13 protein-coding genes are annotated in these 17,941 nt (G+C 33.7%); 10 read left to right on the forward strand and 3 right to left on the reverse strand.

The genetic code is table 11. The features are described from left to right. Positions 1-3: 3 nt before the first annotated feature. Positions 4-630: a nitroreductase family protein gene (locus tag ACY191_RS03145; RefSeq protein WP_107527296.1), complete on the forward strand. Its 627-nt coding sequence runs from the start codon at positions 4-6 to the stop codon at positions 628-630. A 208-nt stretch (positions 631-838) separates the two neighbouring features. Here ACY191_RS03145 and ACY191_RS03150 read toward each other — a convergent pair whose 3' ends face one another. Continuing rightward, positions 839-1,783 (reverse strand): nucleoside hydrolase, encoded by a 945-nt coding sequence (locus ACY191_RS03150; protein WP_229366497.1) that lies wholly within the window; start codon positions 1,781-1,783, stop codon positions 839-841. Between the two features lie 196 nt (positions 1,784-1,979). Here ACY191_RS03150 and ACY191_RS03155 point away from each other — a divergent pair, with 196 nt between their 5' ends. The 6 genes from ACY191_RS03155 to argB all read left to right on the forward strand — a co-directional run bounded on the left by ACY191_RS03155 (position 1,980) and on the right by argB (position 10,218). After that, positions 1,980-3,389 (forward strand): MFS transporter, encoded by a 1,410-nt coding sequence (locus ACY191_RS03155; RefSeq protein ID WP_229366498.1) that lies wholly within the window; start codon positions 1,980-1,982, stop codon positions 3,387-3,389. A gap of 546 nt (positions 3,390-3,935) precedes the next feature. Continuing rightward, the gene (locus tag ACY191_RS03160; RefSeq protein WP_042740452.1) at positions 3,936-5,573 is read left to right on the forward strand and encodes an APC family permease; all 1,638 of its coding nucleotides are present in this window, start codon (positions 3,936-3,938) and stop codon (positions 5,571-5,573) included. Positions 5,574-5,918: 345 nt separating this feature from the next. After that, a complete protein-coding gene (gene rocD, locus ACY191_RS03165) occupies positions 5,919-7,112 on the forward strand; it encodes an ornithine--oxo-acid transaminase (RefSeq protein ID WP_042740451.1) in 1,194 nt (397 codons plus the stop codon). A 40-nt stretch (positions 7,113-7,152) separates the two neighbouring features. Continuing rightward, positions 7,153-8,184 (forward strand): N-acetyl-gamma-glutamyl-phosphate reductase, encoded by a 1,032-nt coding sequence (gene argC, locus ACY191_RS03170; RefSeq protein WP_229366499.1) that lies wholly within the window; start codon positions 7,153-7,155, stop codon positions 8,182-8,184. A gap of 19 nt (positions 8,185-8,203) precedes the next feature. Continuing rightward, a complete protein-coding gene (argJ, locus tag ACY191_RS03175; protein ID WP_229366500.1) occupies positions 8,204-9,442 on the forward strand; it encodes a bifunctional glutamate N-acetyltransferase/amino-acid acetyltransferase ArgJ in 1,239 nt (412 codons plus the stop codon). Positions 9,443-9,456: 14 nt separating this feature from the next. Beyond that, positions 9,457-10,218 carry an acetylglutamate kinase gene (argB, locus tag ACY191_RS03180; protein WP_042740448.1) on the forward strand — a complete coding sequence of 254 codons (762 nt, stop codon included), beginning with the start codon at positions 9,457-9,459 and terminating at the stop codon, positions 10,216-10,218. A 174-nt stretch (positions 10,219-10,392) separates the two neighbouring features. Here the strand turns inward: argB and ACY191_RS03185 are convergent, their stop codons facing one another. Both ACY191_RS03185 and ACY191_RS03190 read right to left on the reverse strand, forming a co-directional pair. After that, positions 10,393-11,622 carry an ArgE/DapE family deacylase gene (locus ACY191_RS03185; protein WP_042740447.1) on the reverse strand — a complete coding sequence of 410 codons (1,230 nt, stop codon included), beginning with the start codon at positions 11,620-11,622 and terminating at the stop codon, positions 10,393-10,395. Positions 11,623-11,821: 199 nt separating this feature from the next. Continuing rightward, positions 11,822-12,487 carry a hypothetical protein gene (locus ACY191_RS03190; protein ID WP_229366501.1) on the reverse strand — a complete coding sequence of 222 codons (666 nt, stop codon included), beginning with the start codon at positions 12,485-12,487 and terminating at the stop codon, positions 11,822-11,824. A gap of 438 nt (positions 12,488-12,925) precedes the next feature. On the opposite strand from ACY191_RS03190, the gene ACY191_RS03195 reads away from it, so the two are divergent. The 3 genes from ACY191_RS03195 (at position 12,926) to ACY191_RS03205 (ending at position 17,912) form a co-directional block, all read left to right on the forward strand. Continuing rightward, entirely contained in the window at positions 12,926-14,188 is a 1,263-nt protein-coding gene (locus ACY191_RS03195; RefSeq protein WP_042740445.1) for an MFS transporter, read from the forward strand. Between the two features lie 953 nt (positions 14,189-15,141). Continuing rightward, positions 15,142-16,173 (forward strand): ornithine carbamoyltransferase, encoded by a 1,032-nt coding sequence (gene argF / locus ACY191_RS03200; RefSeq protein ID WP_229367391.1) that lies wholly within the window; start codon positions 15,142-15,144, stop codon positions 16,171-16,173. A gap of 203 nt (positions 16,174-16,376) precedes the next feature. After that, positions 16,377-17,912, forward strand: coding sequence for a PTS transporter subunit EIIC (locus ACY191_RS03205; protein ID WP_229366502.1), 1,536 nt, complete (start codon positions 16,377-16,379; stop codon positions 17,910-17,912). The last annotated feature ends 29 nt before the right edge of the window (positions 17,913-17,941 follow it).

A 17,941-nucleotide genomic window follows, 5' to 3' on the forward strand; every position in this document is an offset into this window, starting at 1 on the left:
AACATGATTAATAATAATTTTGAAGATGTAGTAATGAATAGAAAATCAGTTAAAGTATTTGATGAAACTGTTAAAATACCTCAAGCAGAAATGGACGAAATCATACAAAAAGCAACGAAGGCACCTTCTTCTGTAAATATGCAGCCATGGCGTTTCTTAGTAGTAGAAAGTGACGAAGGTAAAGATAAATTACGACCACTTATTCGCTTTAATACGAGACAAAATGATACTTCAGCAGCAATGGTAGTCATCTTTGGGGATATGCAAAACTACGAGCACGGTGAAGAAATTTATAATAGTGCTGTAGAGCATGGGATGATGCCAGAAGATGTTAAAGATGAAATGTTGGCTAAAGTATTACCATACTATAAAAGTTTATCAAAAGCAGAAATGAATGACATCATTAAAATAGATAGTAGTTTAGCAGCAATGCAATTTATGTTAGTAGCAAGAGCATATGGTTACGATACAAACCCAATTGGTGGATTTGAACGTGATCAAATTGCAGAAGCATTTGACCTTGACCCAGAACGTTATGAACCAGTGATGATTGTTGCAATTGGTAAAGAGAAAAATCCTGGTCATGATTCATATAGATTACCAGTAGATACTGTGACTCGCCACGTATAGAATATAGATAATGTAAGACCCTTAAAAGCTTAACCATTTTAGATAAAGACTGCTTAAAGTAAGATACTAAGTCAATTTATCAACGGTTGAAGTTTAAGGGTCTTTTTTATGCTTTGATATTTCTATGTTTTGTATTTTAATCAAAGCTTAATAATTACTACTAATGACAGTTATAGGTTTGCATAGAGATGAAAGCTATATAGCGGATTTAATCTTTTACACGTTTCGCTAAATCAGTCATAAACTTGAAGAACCTATCATGGTCAACGTGATAGACTACTGCGAGGGGTCTACCTGCTTGTTCATCTATATATGTTTGACCTTGGCTTGGTCCGTTTGTATATACTGATGCCATGACTGTCTTTTGTTTCACGAGGTCTGGGCATCCCGTATAAGCAGTAGTTAAGACATCCCATAGAAAATAAGTTGAGTTAGTCTGGAAGTGCGTTAATGGTGGAACAGCTGCATAGCTGACACCTAAGAAGTCTACGCCAGTGTACTGCCTTTCATTTGCCCAGGCCTGTCTAATAGCCCAGGTCAAAGGTACTTGATTTGTGCTTTCTAATGCAACCATATCAATTTTGATGTCTGTATCAAAGACGGTCTTGACTGCTTCAGGGTCCCAAAAAGCATTCCACTCTGCAGTGCCATCATGTTCAGGCTCCTCGACATTTCCCTTTGATAAGAAAGTACCGCCCATCCAAACCAGTCGTTCAATATGTTCAGTGATTGTAGGATCAACAGTAAGTGCCTTTGCCAGATCTGTTAATGGTCCAGTAAATAATAATGTAATTTTTTCTGTAGCGTTATGTAACTTTTCAATAATATCTTCGTATGCATGATGTGACAGCATCTGTGCATGTTGTGCTTTAACAGGTTCGTTTAATATCGGTAAAGCATCCATGAAAAATGCGTGCATACGCCAATCTTTAGGAAAAGGGTTCTTTCCACGCTCTACTGATGCAGCAACATCAATTGGATAATGAGCAAAGCGATTAATAATTTTTTGTGAAGCACTTACTGCAGGCTCTACATAACTATCAGCACCGATTGCACTTACACCCACCAATTTGACATCATCCATTTGTAGTAGAAGAAATAAGGATACTAAATCATCTACGCCACCATCATGGTTAAAATATATGTGTTTCATTTGGTAATAGACCTCCATGTAAAAATTAGAATTATCTATATTATATCAAAGAATTACTGTGATGATTTTTTATAAATGCTGTCGCAATATCTATAGTTGTTTTTAATTTATGCTATTTATAAAAGTGTAAATTGTTTATTAATAGTTGCATAGGTTATTTAAAAAAGTAAGCGGATTTTTAAGGGGTGTAATTTTTGTGAAATTTAAAAAGGAAAATGTTAATAAGGTAGATTCAGATCAAACTAAGAAAAGTATAGTTGCAACTGGTATAGGTAATGCAATTGAATGGTTTGACTTTGGTTTGTATGCACAATTAGCTGTAATTTTAAGTGCTAATTTCTTTGGGAACTTACCGGCACAACTACAAATTATTTCTACTTTTGCAGTGTTTGCATTTGCGTTTATTGTGCGACCAATTGGGGGGATTTTTTTCAGTCATTTAGGTGATAAATATGGGAGGAAAATCGTATTATCAACAACCATATTACTTATGGCAGCATCTACTTTACTATTAGGGCTCTTGCCAACACAGGAACAAATAGGTATTTGGGCACCAATTCTATTGTTAGTAGTGCGTATGGTGCAATCATTTTCAACTGGTGGAGAATATGCAGGGGCAATGACTTATATTGCAGAGACAGCGCCTGATAAGACACGAGGTAAGCTAGGTAGTGGATTAGAAATAGGCACATTAATAGGCAATATCATGGCGGCCCTATTGGTTGGTACGCTTTATGCATTGCTAAGTGACCAACAAATGTCTGACTGGGGTTGGAGAATTCCATTTATTTTAGCAGCACCATTTGGCATTATAGGCATTATTTTACGTTCAAGCCTTGATGAAAGCCCGGCCTATGAAACGACATTAGAAGAACAACAAGCACTAGAATATTCCTATTTAGACATATTCAAATATTATTGGAAAGACGTTATCGTTTGTTTTACAGGAGTGGCCTTTTTAAATGTGGCAAATTATATGGTGTTGTCGTTCATGCCTTCATTCTTAAATCAAACAATTCATTTAGGTGGAGCCATGGGATCCGTATTAAGTACATTGACAATGGTTATAATGATTCCAGCAGTATTTTTCTTTGGTTGGTATAGCGATAAAGTGGGTAATAAAAGAACTATCCTCTTTGGTCTAGTTGGCTTTAGTTTGTTTTCAGTCTTTGCATTTTGGCTGATGAGCATACCAATTTTACCTCTAGTCATTGTCGGTTTATTAATTATTGCTTGTTTTATGGCTACATTTGAAGGTGTGATGCCTTCATTATTACCAAGTATGTTCTATACAAAAGTGAGATTGCGCACGTTATCACTTGTGTATAACATTGGTGCTGCAATTTTTGGTGGACTTACACCATTTATTTTATCAACCTTAGTAGAGACAACTGGACAAAAAATTGCGCCATCTTACTATTTAATGTTTATCAATGTTGTTGGTCTCATTGTCTTTGTGACGATGTTTAAGTCAACTTCCAATAAATCATTAAAAGGTTCATATCCAAATGTAGAAACAGATAAAGAATATGAGGAAGTGGTGAATAACCCTGAAGAAGCCTTATGGTGGGAGCAGGAAAATAAAATAAATAACTCATCATCTTGATAACTATTGTTATTTAACTTTATTAGAGTAAAAATATTTATTAACTATAATTTTTAATAAGTATAATTGGCGATTATATATTTGAGTAACATTATAAAATGCAATTATTAACTATCTAAAGGCTCTAAAATCCATATTTAATAATTATTTATGTAAAAATACAATAAATAGTATAATATGTAACAAATAATTTGAAATCTAGGGTTAAATTCACTATGAACCGTTGATATGACAGTCTTTAACCTTTATATGAGCAATGAATTGTTGTAGATGCCGATATACTATTTATGAATAATTGAGTAACATCAATAAAAAATGCTTCATCGACTTTATATAGTGACGGGAAAGGCAATTTGTTGCGTGCTACGTTTATGCATTTTGAAGTCGTATAACGTATTAATATTCAATTGTATTCAAAAAAATAGCGATAAAATGTTGATTTGACTTGAATTTTAATATGCGTATAATAACAACATATACAAGAAAGTGTATACATTGTACATTTACCTTGATATGAATATAAAAAGATGAATAGTAGGAGTTTTTATGGGAAAACAGAAAAAGAGTGAAAAAATTAATTTGTCGCAGCTTGTACTATTAGGGCTTGGATCACTCATAGGTTCAGGTTGGCTATTTGGTGCATGGGAGGCGTCTTCTATTGCTGGCCCAGCTGCAATTATTTCATGGATTATAGGTTTTGTAGTTATAGGCTCCATCGCTTATAACTATATTGAAATTGGTACAATGTTTCCACAATCAGGCGGAATGAGTAACTATGCTCAGTATACACACGGTTCGTTACTAGGATTTATTGCTGCGTGGGCAAACTGGGTATCTTTAGTTACAATTATTCCAATTGAAGCCGTTTCTGCAGTTCAATATATGAGTTCATGGCCATGGGAGTGGGCTAAATTTACGTCCGGTTTAATGAAAGGTGGCACAATCAGTAATTCTGGATTGTTTGCTGTGTTTATTATCATCATTATCTTTTCATTATTAAACTACTGGTCAGTTAAATTACTTACTTCATTTACGAGTTTAATATCTGTATTTAAACTTGGTGTGCCATTATTAACTATTATTATGTTAATGATTTCTGGATTTGACGCAGGAAACTATGGTCATACTGCAGGTCAATTTATGCCGTATGGATCAGCACCAATATTTGCTGCTACAACAGCATCCGGTATTATCTTCTCATTTAATGCTTTCCAAACAATCATTAATATGGGTTCTGAAATACAGAAACCAGAGAAGAATATTGCAAGAGGTATTGCAATTTCACTAACACTAAGTGCCCTACTTTATATTGTATTACAGAGTACGTTTATCACATCTATGCCACAAGATATGATTCATTCTAAAGGTTGGAGTGGAATTAACTTTAACTCTCCATTTGCTGATATGGCTATCTTATTAGGTTTAAATTGGTTAGCGATACTACTTTATATAGAAGCAGTTGTGTCTCCATTTGGTACAGGTGTATCATTTGTGGCTGTTACAGGTCGTGTATTACGTGCAATGGAGAAAAATGGACATATTCCTAAGTTCTTAGGAAAAATGAACGATAAATATAAAATTCCACGTGTCGCTATTATTTTTAATGCCATTATCAGTATGGTCATGGTATCACTATTTAGAGATTGGGCAGTGTTGGCGAGCGTAATTTCAACGGCAACATTAGTTGCGTACTTAACTGGTCCAACGACCGTTATTTCATTACGTAAAATGGCGCCAAAAATGCACAGACCATTCCGTGCAAATATGTTGAAATTTATGGCACCATTCTCATTCGTGTTAGCTTCACTAGCAATTTACTGGGCAATGTGGCCAACGACAGCTGAAGTTATCTTTATTATTATCTTAGGTTTACCGATTTATTTCTTCTATGAATATAAGATGAATTGGAAAAATACTAAGAAACAAATTGGTGGTAGTTTATGGATTATTTTATACTTAATTATTCTTGCCTTCTTGTCATTTATAGGAAGTAAAGAATTTAAAGGTATGAACTGGATACATTATCCATATGACTTTGTCGTTATTATCATCGTTGCATTAATCTTTTATAAGCTGGGTACTACAAGTTACTTTGAAAGTGTGTACTTTAAGCGCGCTAAAAAGATCAATAAAGATATGCGTCAGAATTTAAAAGAAGAACAAAAGTTAGAAAACCAAGAATAAACATTGATAATTATAAAAAGAACAAACTGGACTAATTATGTACCAGTTTGTTCTTTTTTATTTCAAAGTTAAGGAATTTTTTTTGGCCTTTTAAAAGATATGAAAAAATAAAAAATTCCAAATGAAAAATATGCAAAATAAATACATCGTAATATTGTGAAGATATAGCCGTTGAATAAGAATGATATGGATTCTTAATTTTTAAAAAATCAACAGTGTAGTAAATTAAAAGATTTAAAATATGCAATTTTTTTAAAAATAATCTTTGACTAATTGCCAATATCGTTGTATGATTTTGAATATTAATTCAATTTCAGGAATAAATATAAAGGAATGAGGGTTAAGATGAACGATTTATTTGAATTAACAGATCGATACAGTTCTAACAATTACAGTCCATTAAAACTAGCTTTGACTAAAGGTTTAGGCGCTAAGGTTTGGGATGTGGATGGAAATAGTTATATTGACTGTGTATCAGGATTTTCAGTCGTCAACCACGGTCATTGTCATCCTAAAATTATTAAGGCTTTCCAAGAACAAAGTGAAAAAATAACCATGGTATCTAGGGCACTCTATAGTGACAATTTAGGTCAATGGGAAGAAAAAATATGTAATCTTGCAAACAAAGATAAGGTATTACCAATGAATACTGGTACAGAAGCCATAGAAACAGCTATAAAGATTGCTCGTAAATGGGGAACAGATGTCAAAGGTATTGAAGAAGGTAAACCAGAAATAATCGCAATGAATGGAAACTTTCATGGTCGTACATTAGGTGCACTGTCACTTTCATCTCAAGAAAGTTATAAAAAAGGGTTTACGCCATTATTAGATAATATGCATACAGTTGATTATGGAGATGTTACAACCTTGAAATCACTTATCAATGAAAATACAGCAGCTATTATCTTAGAACCTATACAAGGTGAAGGTGGTGTAAATATTCCGCCAGAGTACTTTATACAGGAAGTGCGTAATTTATGTGATCAACATAATGTATTGCTAATTGCTGATGAGATTCAAGTTGGTTTAGGCCGTACCGGAAAACTATTTGCAATTGAGTGGGAAGGTGTAGAGCCAGATATTTATTTGCTTGGTAAATCATTAGGTGGTGGACTATATCCGATATCTGCGGTGCTCGCTAATGAAGATGTAATGAATGTCTTAACACCTGGAACACATGGCTCAACATTTGGTGGAAATCCACTTGCTTGTGCTGTGTCTAGTGCAGCATTAGATGTACTAATAGACGAAAATTTAATTGAAAGATCTGCTGAGTTAGGTCAAAAATTATTAAACCAATTACAGCTTATTGATAGTGATTTAATTGTAGATGTCAGAGGTAGGGGATTATTTATCGGAATCGAACTTAACAAACCAGCGCAAACCTATTGTTTAGAAATGATTAAACAAGGTGTGCTATGTAAAGAAACACAGGGTAATATCATTAGAATCTCGCCACCATTAGTAATAGATGAAGAAGAAATCGCTACAGTAGCGAAAGTAATCACTGAAGTATTAGAACAAGCAAACCATTAATACCATTAAAAGTCCGAATATTCAGAAAGGAATGAACGTTATGATAGAAGTTGGGATTGTAGGAGGAAGTGGATATGGTGCAGTCGAACTCATTCGACTCTTAGTACATCATCCAGAAGTTAAAATTAAATATGTGTTTTCACATTCAAAGGCAGATGAACCCATAAGCAAAACATTTCCTCACTTAAATCACTTAACACATCATTACGAAGAACTAAATTATGAAACGATATCATGTGATGTAGTGTTTTTTGCAACACCTTCAAATGTTAGTAAACATATAGCTCCGAAGTTAGTAAAACAAGGAATTAAAGTCATTGATTTATCTGGAGATTTCAGATTGAAGGATAGAGATGTATATCAGCAATTTTATGGTGAAGAAGCAGCACCACAGGAACAACTGGATGATGCAGCTTATAGTATTGCTGAATGGTCTAATATCAAACAGACGGTTCCTAATTTGATTGCGAATCCTGGATGTTTCCCAACAGCGACATTGTTAGCTTTGCATCCAGTTATCGATCGACGAGTGGTCGATACAGATTCGATTATTATCGATGCTAAAACTGGTGTTTCAGGTGCAGGAAGATCACTCTCACAAAATGTCCACTATTCCGAAATGAATGAAAATTTTAGTGCATATGGTATAGGCAAACATAAACATAAACCTGAAATTGAACAATATTTATCTCAAGTTGCTGAGAAAGATATTAATGTTATATTCACGCCACACCTCGTTCCTATGACTAGAGGGATTCTGTCAACAATATATGTGAAATTAACTGAAGCATTTTCAGCTGAGCAACTGCATACAGTATATGAGAAATATTATAAAGACAAGCCGTTTGTCAGAGTTAGAGACTTAGGAGAATATCCTAAGACTAAAGAAGTTTACGGAAGTAACTATTGCGATATCGGTCTATATGTAGATGAGACGCAGCAAACAGCAGTTATTGTATCTGTAATTGATAACTTAGTAAAAGGTGCAAGCGGACAAGCGATTCAAAATTTGAATTTAATGTTTGGATTGCCAGAAACAACTGGATTAAAACAAACACCAGTATACCCATAAATTGAGAAGGAGAGATACTATGAAAGATATTGAAACAATTGATATATTAGATCAACTAAATGTAGACTTACAAGGTGATGTTAGTTCTCCGTCCGGTTTTGTAGCTGGTGGTTTCCATGTTGGTTTGAGAAAGCAACGCAAAGATTTTGGTTGGATTTATTCAGAAAATGAAGCGGCAGCAGCAGGTGTTTATACATTAAATCGTTTTAAGGCAGCACCATTACAAGTTACAGAAGCATGTATTAATAATAATCAAACGTTGCAAGCAATCGTTGTTAATTCAGCAAATGCGAATGCTTGTACAGGTGAAAAGGGATTACAAGACGCTAAAGACACACAAGCATGGGTTGCACAACAGTTAGATTTACCAACACATAATGTAGGTGTAGCATCTACAGGCGTTATAGGTTCCTTTTTACCAATGGATAAAATTCATTATGGAACGCAGAATGTAATGAAAGATGAGTATAATCATGGAGCCTATTTTAGCGAAGCCATTCTTACGACAGACACTATTACCAAGCATTTATCAGTACAAGTAGAAATAGATGGTAAAACAATAACAATAGGTGGGACAGCAAAGGGCTCAGGTATGATACATCCAAATATGGCTACAATGTTAGGCTTTGTCACAACTGATGCCAATATTGAAAGTATGGAATTATCAAACACATTAAAACAGTCTGTCGATCAATCATTTAATATGATTACTGTAGATGGTGATACGAGTACAAATGATATGGTGTTGTTTATGGCGAATGGTCAAGCTGAAAATAATACCCTCACACCGACACATCCAGATTGGCATAAATTTAATTATGCATTAAATTTTGTAACACAGTACCTTGCTAAAGCTATTGCAAAAGATGGAGAAGGTGCAACCAAATTAGTTACTGCAAAGGTTAATGGAGCAGCAGATACAGATGAAGCGAGAAAGATTGCTAAAAGCATTGTATCATCTAATTTAGTTAAATCAGCGATACATGGTGAAGATGCAAATTTCGGTAGAATTATTACAGCCATAGGTTATGCTTCACAAAATGTTGAACCAAGTGAAACATATGTCAAGTTAGCTGAGGTTCCAGTTGTTGAAGAAGGTATGGCAGTTTTATTTGATGAACAATATTTAAAAGAACAACTTCAAGGTGACAATATTGAAATAGAAGCGACTGTAGGTACTGGGGAAGGAGAAGCTGCAGCCTATGGTTGTGACCTATCATATGATTATATACGTATAAATGCTTCATATAGAACATAAGGGGTGTATAGATAGTGAGTTATATCATAATAAAAATTGGTGGTAGCACCTTAACGCATTTACATGAATCTATTATCGAAGATATTGTAACATTGAAACAACAGGGGTTAAGACCAATCATTGTACACGGTGGAGGACCGTTTATCAATAAGGCATTAGAGAACAATGGTGTAGCAACAGAATTTCAAGATGGTTTACGTGTAACGACGAGTGAAGTGTTAACTGTCACTTGCCAAACATTAATTGGACAGGTTAATCCACAATTAGTCAGTAAAATAAATCAAAATACTGCTGTAAGTGTTGGCTTAAATGGGATAGATGGTAATCTCGTTGATATCATTCCATTAAGTGAAAAATATGGATTTGTTGGTGAACCTACAGATATAAATACAGAACTGTTGGAACATATAACTGATCATTTTATACCAGTTATAGCATCTATTGGCATGAAGCATGATACTCAGCAATTATACAATATCAATGCAGATACATTTGCATATAAAATTGCACAGACATTATCTGCACCTATCTATTTGTTGAGTGATATTCCAGGTGTACTCATTGAAGCACAGGTACAACAGACGTTAAATGCTGAGCAAATTCAGAATCATATTGATAGTGAAGCAATATATGGAGGTATGATTCCTAAAGTACAAGATGCAATTCAAGCAATTGAACAAGGATGCGAGAAGGTTGTAATTGCAGCAGGAGACGAACCCCATGTAATTGACAAAATTTTAAATAGTGGGAACGTAGGTACTACGATACAACAATAAATATCTGAACAGTTGCAGATAAAAAACAGTTCGAGACAATATGCATTGTTACCATGCCTCAAAGGCAGTGGCATATACATATGTTATCTCGAACTGTTTTTTAGTGTAATACTGGTGATTATAATTCAAGCTTACAAACAATTTTAGAATTATAATCTTATGGTATATTGATGATTATTTTTCGACATAAGTAGTTAATAATTCAATGTAGAAATCGATGAATTTAAAGTACATGTCTTTTTCAACGCGTTCATTTACTTGGTGAGGTTCACTTCCAGGTCCAAACACTAGGAATGGGAAAGATTCATCTTTACCACGTAATAAATTAGAAGCATCTGTTACGCCACCAATTGGAGATGCAAGTAAATCTTTATTGAACATGCGATCACCGATTGCTTTGGCCGATTCGATAAGGCCATTTTGACCAGTTGTTAGAACTGGTTCTAGATCAAGGTATAAATCACTTTCCAAATTTGCACCTTGGCTGTTATGTTTTTCAAGTGTATCTGCAAATAATGATTTAACCTGATCATTATTATACTCAGGAATTGTACGAATATTAAAGTCAGCATTAGCAGACTCTGGTACAGAGTTAACTTGTACGCCACCTTGGATTAATGTATTGCTGATTACAAGACCTTTTAATACATCTTCAATTTCACCTTTGTCGATTGATGCAGGTAATGATGTATTGAATTTTTGTAGCAGATTAGAAAAATCTAATGATTCACCTTTAACTTCTTTAGAAATTCTAGCATATGCTTCATCTATATCTTGTATAAAATCAATTAAAGGCTTAATTGCATTGATACCAAAAATTGGCATTGAACTATGTGCAGATTTACCAATAGATTTAATTTTATAATCCATAGAACCCTTATGCGCATATACGAGCATATCTTGACATGGTTCTGCAATAACTAAAGCTTCTACATCATCCATATAGCCTTTTTCGTATAACTGTTGAGAACCTAATTGTTCCATCTCTTCACCAGTTGTAGCTAAAAATCTAATACGTCCATTTTTTAAGGCATTTGAGTTGTTAATCTCGATTAAAGCAATTGCTAATGCTGCAAGTCCTGATTTCATATCAGCAGCACCGCGACCATATAAGAAACCGTCTTCCTCAGTTAACTTAAATGGATCATATTTCCATTGTTGACGATCGCCTTCAGATACGACATCCATGTGACCAGAAATGCCGATTACAGGTCCAGCCTCACCGATTTCTGCAATTAAATTGGCACGACGTTCGTCTACTTTATCAATTGTTGAATCGATGCCATGTTCGGCGAAAAGTTTTTGAAAATACTCACAAACTTGAATTTCATTATCGTTTACTGTATTCATTTCCACAATATCAGATAATATTTGCACTTTTTCCTCATTTGAAAATGTGCTCATAATATACCACTCCTTTAACAAACTATATAAATTATACATCTGTCTTATTATTTTGATAAGAAAAATGCTTACAATTAAAATGCAAATTATATATAAGATGATATAATTTATTAATTTTTAAGATTAAAATATCAATAGCGTTGTGGTTAAAATGCGTATATTAAGAGAAAGGATAGTTGGCATTATTGTGGTATAGCATTTACTTTGATACTGGCTCTAATATCCAATTGTTATCAATGGCATAGGACAATTCGAATTGATCAGTTCGGATTGTCATCGGATGAGCCTGTGATAGTTTATCAGAAAATAACCACTTTCTTTGTTCTGGTGTTAACAAAAGATAACTTTCATCATTCATGTCGCCAATGAAATTCAACTGATTGGAATTGAACGGTTCCCCATTATGTACAGTGACATTATAGTTCAATAATGCAGGATATAATGTGTCTAGATCGTTACATACAAAGCTCATTTCACTTACTCTAGTAAATTCTGGTTCGTCTGTGATGTTGCTTGCTCTAGCAATCAATTCGACAATATTTCCTGACGGATCATTGAAATACATAGATTGTGCAACAAATGATTCACAATAGACAGAGTGTTTACCATCTTCCATTAATAAGAATAAGATGTTTTGAAAATGTTGTTTCATCTCATAAAAATAATTATATGGAATATCTATCGCAAAATGATAATAAGGCTGCATATTATCTTCCGTACGTTGAAAGCATAAAGTAGTTTCCCCAATTTTCACCTTAAAATAATCAACATTAACTTCTAACATAGGACATTCCAGTATTTCATCATAAAATTGCATTGTTTCAGAAAAATTTGATGTAAATAAAGTAATTTGTTCAAATTTCATAGGATCCCCCATCCATTCCCTTAAGTTTAAACAATATATGATTCTAATTTTATCTGTACTGTAACAGAATAATAAATAAGATGATATTATTAAGAATTTATTTTGTACAAATAAATTAATTTTAGGAGATATTGTAAATTAATGAGTAAATATTATACCTTACTGATAACGCATACAACATTGCTATTAGTGTTGCTATGATTATTTAAAATGGCTCGCCATAAGGACCGATAATAATTACAAACGAAAAAATGTGAAAATAAACGAAAATAAATTTGCATTATTAGAAAAAATGAAATAACATAACATTAATAAATGAAAGCGTTTTCTGTCTTGTTAGTAACTGCATTTGGGAATTAATCATATTTTCAAATTTGTATTTATATGTAATTCAATTTCGATGATATGGTATTTACTTTTAAAGGGGTGTGGTGTTTTATGAATCAAAAATTAGCAAAAATGGGGATGCCTCCGACGCTTTTATGGGGATATATTGGTGTCTTAATATTTATGATGGGTGATGGTTTGGAATTGGCATGGATCAGTCCATATCTTCATGAGCAAGGTTTATCTGTACAACAAACTGCATTGTTAACTACATGCTACGGCGTAACAATTGCAATTGGCTCATGGTTGTCTGGAGTGCTCGTTGAAATCATAGGACCTAGAAAGGTTATGTTGATTGGTACATCGCTATATATTATCGGACATGCAATATTTGTTGGTATTGCAATTCCGTCAATGAATTATAATTTAATGATTCCTTCTTATGCAATTAGAGGATTTGGTTATCCGTTATTTGCATATTCATTTTTAGTCTGGGTAGCTTATCGCTCGCCACAAAAACGATTAGGTGCTGCAGTTGGGTGGTTCTGGTTTGTATTTACAGGTGGTTTGAGTGTGCTAGGTGCCTTTTATTCTTCTATGGCGATTCAACTATTTGGTCATTTTGTTACTTTATGGACGGCAATTATTTGGGTAGTCATCGGTACATTTTTAGCTATTGTTGTGAATAGAGATAAATTTGAACTCGAAGATCGAGAAGAAGGATTTAAAGATCACTTAAAAGAGGTAGGAGCAGGCATTACTATATTGGCAAGAGAACCAAGAGTTGCTGTTGCTTGTATTGTACGTATTATCAACCAAGCGGCACAATATGCATTTCCGTTATTTTTACCAATTTATTTAGCAAGTAAAGGAATTGCGACGACGACATGGTTAAATATTTGGGGTACTATTTTTATAGCGAATATCATATTTAATTTAATTTTTGGTGCTTTAAGTGACAAGATTGGTTGGAAAAATACAGTTTCTTATATCGGTGGTATTGGATGTGCCATCTTCACATTAGGATTATATTTTATACCTGAATTGTTTACAGGCAATGTCTTCGTAGTTGGTACTGTAGGATTCTTATGGGGAATGTGTCTAGCAGGCTTTGTACCAATTTCAGCACTAGTTCCTTCCTTAGTGCATGATGGTGATAAAGGTCCGGCAATGGCAATATTAAACTTAGGCGCAGGTTTATGCGTATTCGTAGGACCAGGATTAGTGGCGCTCTTCTACGACAGTATTGGCGTTAAGGGTATGATGTACCTATTGTTCGGTTTATATATCGCAAGTGCAATTATGACCCGTTTCTTAAAAACACCAGAAGAACGCGAACGACTTAAAAGCAGAAAAAAAGAAATCGTTGAGTAATGTATAGAAAATGCATATTTAAAAATAAGATACTTTATTATTTACCATCATTATGAAATTCGATTTTATTTTTGTTCAAGTAAGCATATAGAACATGAATTCCGGAAGATAGCACTCAGATAATTGATTTTAATTTATCTGAGTGTTTCTTTTTTTATTCAATATTTCGCATTATTGGCTCGCTTTTTTAGGGGATAGATTTATATGAGAATAGATAGTTTATCCTAGTAATAAATACAGTACTTAGTTGAGTTAGAAATAAGTGAATGATAGTAAGTAATTGACTATTGGTTAAGTGTATAGACCTATAGTCATATACATATATTGTGCGGATAGAGAATATCATACACCAAAACATTAAAAATAAAAAAACCGTCGACAATGACTGAGTGTTTGTCGACGGTTGGGTCAATCAACCATAAAATTGATTGACCTTTTTAAAGGCAAAAATAGTATCCATTGGGATAGGTGATTTCTAATTCATTTGGGATATAGATATACTATTCAATTTTTAGAAAGGTAAGGTTGATGAATATAAAATAGTAGGTGGATTGTTATTGGGATATTTGGATTATTGGAACCCACCAGAGACAAATTGTGATAACAGTTGTTTAATTAATTCAATAATTACACCTGACATATCGTTTCACCTCCATTAATAAGGGGTTATACATATATTGTAATATGTTTATTTATTTTGTGATTAAATAGTCCTTAATTCGTTATTTGGAGTGCTAAAGTGTAGATATTGTTTTTAATTCAATTCCTAATTGCTTAGTTATATTACATAACTGTATAAATCAAAATAATAAACTAGTCTGTATTATATAAAAAAAGATAGATAAATCGGAAAATTTTCAACAATATGCACAAAACAGTATAATTATACTTGATTTTCATGCAAAATACCTTTATTATGTATATTAATCTTATAATAACATTGGAGTGATGTAATTGGGGCGTACACAACAGCATTAAAAAAATTACAATCTTTTAAAGGAAAGCATTTTTTGAAGACGTGTGACTTTTCAGCAGATGAATTAAACACGTTGGTTGATTTTACTGGTGAATTAAAGGAAAAGAAAAAGAGGGGTATACCACATCCATATTTAAAAGGAAAAAATCTGGCATTATTATTTGAAAAGCCATCAACGAGAACACGTTCAGCATTTAGTGTCGCAGCATATGATTTAGGCGCTTATCCTGAATATTTTGGACAAGGTGACATTCATTTAGGTGTAAAAGAATCTACTGCTGATACAGCAAAAGTGTTAGGCAGAATGTATGATGGTATTGAATTTAGAGGATTTCACCAAAAGGATGTTGAATCATTAGCAGAGAATGCAAATGTACCTGTTTGGAATGGCTTAACAAATGAATGGCATCCTACGCAAATGATTGCTGATTTCTTTACTTTAAAGGAAAATTTAGGCACATTATCAGGCAAAACGCTCACGTATGTTGGCGATGCGAGAAATAATGTGGCACATGATTTATTAGTTACGGGTGCAATACTAGGTGTCAATGTCCATATTGCAGCCCCAGTTAGTTTACAGCCTGATGAATCCATACAAGAAATGGCTCAGGCATATGCAGAGCAATCTGGAAGTCATATATTAATCACTGAAGATGTCAAACAAGCAATATATCAAACTGATGCAATATATACAGATGTATGGTTTTCAATGGGTGAAGATCAATCCGTGTTAGAAACACGTATCAATCAATTATTACCATATCAAGTGAATGAATCTATGTTATTGCAAACAATGAATCCAGATGTCATCGTGTTACATTGCTTACCTGCATTTCATGATTTAAATACGGAAGTCAGTCAACAAATCTATGAAACATATGGTTTAACAGAAATGGAAATGACTGATGACATATTCCAAGGAAAACATTCCGTTGTATTCGATCAAGCTGAAAATAGATTACATTCTATTAAAGCGATTATGTCCGTTACACTTGGAGATATATTCTAAAATTTAAAACCAACACACGTTCAGTAGGCAACAAGAGCGTGAAATAAAGGCTACCAAGGTCACAATGACCTTGGTAGTTTTTTTAGTGAATTAAAAAGATTGAATGAATTATAGTTATTTTTGAAAATGTTTTTCATAAATAGAATTTTAATTGATTAGAATTTTCTTTGAATGTATATTAAAAGCGATAGGGGGTTCTTGTTATGAGTAAATGGTTTGAGAAAGCACAACAATTTGGAAAGTCATTTATGTTGCCAATAGCAATATTACCAGCAGCAGGATTACTACTGGGGATTGGAGGCGCATTGAGTAATCCAAATACGGTAAAGGCGTATCCAATGTTAGATATCACATTACTGCAAAATGCTTTCACATTAATGTCATCTGCAGGCAATATTGTCTTTCAAAATTTAGCAGTTATCTTCGCGGTAGGTGTGGCGATTGGACTTGCCAAGAACGATAAAGGTACTGCTGCACTGGCAGCAATGTTAGGTTTCTTAATTATGAATGCGACTATGAATGGATTATTGACCATTACTAACACATTAGCGAATGATCAAAATTTAATATCTTCTGGTCAGGGGATGGTGCTAGGTATACAAACAGTTGAAACTGGAGTGTTTGGTGGGATTATTACTGGAGTTATGACGGCATTGTTACATAACAAATGTAATAATATCTCATTGCCAACATATCTAGGATTCTTTGGAGGCTCACGCTTCGTACCTATTATATCCTCATTATCTGCAATAATCTTAGGTGTCTTGATGTTCTTTGTGTGGCCAACAATTCAAGAAGGCATATATCAAGTCGGAGGAATCGTAGATAAAACAGGAGTGATTGGTACATTCTTTTTCGGTTTTATACTGCGTATGTTAGGTCCATTCGGTTTACATCATATTTTTTATTTACCATTTTGGCAGACGGCACTAGGAGGTACATTAGAAGTGAAAGGGCATTTAATTCAAGGGACGCAAAATATTTTCTTTGCACAATTAGGTGATCCGCATGTCACTCAGTACTTTTCAGGGATATCTCGTTATATGTCAGGGCGTTTTATTACGATGATGTTTGGTTTGTGTGGAGCAGCATTTGCGATATATCGTACAGCTAAAACAGAACGTAAAAAAGTCGTCGGTGGTTTAATGTTGTCAGCTGCATTGACTTCATTTTTAACTGGCATAACAGAGCCGTTAGAGTTTAGTTTTTTATTTGTGGCACCCGTTTTATATATTATTCATGCATTTTTAGATGGGCTAGCATTTATGATGGCAGATATTTTTAATATTACAGTTGGACAAACATTCAGTGGTGGATTGATTGATTATTTACTGTTTGGTGTATTGCAAGGAAATGCTAAAACTAATTTCTTACTAGTATTGCCTATTGGTATATTGTGGTTCTTTCTCTATTATGTCATTTTTAAATTCTTAATAATTAAGTTTAATTATAAAACACCAGGACGAGAAGACGAACCAACCACAGAAATAGTCGCAGATTCACAAAGGTCAACGACAATTGTTGAAGGACTAGGAGGCTCAGAGAATATTACAACTGTTGATTGTTGTGCGACTCGATTACGAATCACATTAAATAGGAATGAACTCGTAAATAAACAAATGCTAATGTCTACAGGTGCTAAAGGCGTAATCATAAAGGGGAAGGGCGTACAAATTATCTATGGACCACATGTTACAAATATTAAAAATGAAGTTGAACAGTTATTAGGACTTAATTAATAATTATATAATTTTACTATAGAAAGCGA

It is taken from the genome of Staphylococcus sp. TCBT05, assembly GCF_055179755.1.